The sequence below is a fragment of the Brachyspira catarrhinii genome (genome assembly GCF_005518285.1).
Lineage (GTDB): Bacteria > Spirochaetota > Brachyspiria > Brachyspirales > Brachyspiraceae > Brachyspira > Brachyspira catarrhinii.
The window spans coordinates 1-662 of the sequence record NZ_SJDU01000697.1; the positions used below are offsets into that span (position 1 = coordinate 1).

The 662-nt window shown below is 38.7% G+C and carries 1 protein-coding gene; it reads left to right on the forward strand.

The window, feature by feature from the left end; translation table 11 throughout:
• Positions 1–662 (forward strand): hypothetical protein (locus EZH24_RS14425; RefSeq protein WP_161976188.1); only part of this gene is annotated, 662 nt, incomplete at both ends.

The following is a 662-nucleotide window of genomic DNA, read 5'->3' on the forward strand; positions in this document are numbered from 1 at the left end:
AACATCGGCATTTGCGGCAAGCGGTTTCGAGTTTTTATTCCAATTAGCTGGCGGATTGGGAGTTGCAATTGCAAATAAGGAGACCAAAGACTTGGGAATAACGGGAGGGGTAAGCGCCGATGCCGATATTAGCGCTCAAATCGGTTATATGTTCCAAGTCAAAGAAGGCTTCGGAATAAGCGTTTTGGGTGAATTGGGCTATAGCTGGGATATGTATTCCATTGGATATGGAGACACATCAGTAGATAGTAGTTATAGTAACAGTTCTCTTATTTATAGCGCTTCCGAAGGTATGCATATTTGGCAACACTATCATAGCTTCAAATTAGGACTACTTCCTAAATTCAATATTGGCGTTGGAAATAAAGGAGCGATAGCCATAGGAATTGGCGGAGGAGTTAAAATTCCTATAGCTGGAAAATATCAGATAAATACGACTTTTGCAATAAAAAATGCAACAACAAGAGAAGAAGTTGAATCTAGCGTTGATATGAACCTTAAAAGACAAGATATAAGCGATTTATTTTCTCCTTCCGTTATCGGCTACATGAAAGTGACTTTCGATTATTATCTATTCTTCACGGATAATATCGGAATGAACTTCGGCTTGTATTTGGGCGGAGATTTTGCACCAAAACAAAAAGAAACAAAAATTGGATGCA